The following is a 1,193-nucleotide window of genomic DNA, read 5'->3' on the forward strand; positions in this document are numbered from 1 at the left end:
GGTAGCAGATAATCATACCACCAAGGCTTGAACGAAGTGAAAGCCAGCGTCATTTAGGCGCTGGCTCTTAATAAGCCCTTATAGGGCTAGTGCAAACCACGTCTTTTAGGCGTGGTTATGATTTATTGGAAAAATAGAAACGCTGAGGTCTATTGCCAGCATCCAAATGGTAGGGTATAATGCCCATAGAAGAAATTTGGAGGTGTTCAGGTGTTTTTATGTGATTACCATACCCATACGGGATTTTCCTGTGACAGTGAGGAATTATTGGAACGTATGTGTGAAAAGGCCATCGCGTTGGGATTGCGGGAGTTGGCTGTTACAGACCATGCGGACTTTTTGACCCATGGTGTGTTTGAAGATGAAATAGATTTGGAGAAACGGCAGATAGCTATGGAGGCTGCGCAGCAGAAATATGCTGGGCAGTTGGTGATTCGCAATGGCATTGAATTGGGGCAGCCACAAGCGAATCCAGAAGAATATCGTCGATTGATGAAAAACTATTCTTTTGATTTCATCATTGGCTCCATTCATAATCTGGAAAAAGATCTGGAATTAGACCGGCTGGATTATGCCGCTGTGGACTTGGAAGAACTGTATGGTCGCTTTTTAGATGCGGAAATTGCATTGGCAAAAGATTATGATTTTGATGTATTGGGACATATCACATTGCCCCAGCGTTATCTGTATCGCCAGTCGGAAAAACAGGTGGATTTGCGTCCCTTTGAAAAGCAGTATAAAGATTTGTTTTCTATATTAATAGAACGGGAAAAAGGCATTGAAGTCAATACATCAGGGTTGTATAAAGGTACGGGAGAAACATTGCCCACACCCCAGGTTCTGAAATGGTATCGAGAATCCGGCGGTAAGATATTGACTGTTGGTTCTGATTCCCATCGTGCTTCCGACTTGGCTTTTGGTATCGAAAAGACATATCAAATGCTTCGAGAACTTGGTTTTTCTCATATTTCCACTTATGAAAACAGAAAGAGAAAGGAACAGATGTTATAATTAGCTGTTCTCAAATAAAAAAGAGGGTATCCCCAAAAAAATTTCTAGGGATATCCTCTTTTTTTGGTGAATCCAATAAAAACCCCCGGCTATGCCGGGGGAATCAGTGAGCTTCAGCTTCAAGCAAAAACCTCCTATGCTATAATTATCTTGAGTCCGCCAAGACACAAGAAAGCATAGGA

The 1,193-nt window shown here is 42.0% G+C and carries 1 protein-coding gene; it reads left to right on the forward strand.

The features are described from left to right. The first annotated feature begins 210 nt into the window (after positions 1 to 210). Positions 211 to 1,011 carry a histidinol-phosphatase HisJ family protein gene (locus INF29_RS14350; protein WP_193487404.1) on the forward strand — a complete coding sequence of 267 codons (801 nt, stop codon included), beginning with the start codon at positions 211 to 213 and terminating at the stop codon, positions 1,009 to 1,011. Positions 1,012 to 1,193: the final 182 nt, after the last annotated feature.

Source organism: Anaerotignum lactatifermentans (genome assembly GCF_014982935.1).
GTDB lineage: Bacteria > Bacillota > Clostridia > Lachnospirales > Anaerotignaceae > Anaerotignum > Anaerotignum lactatifermentans.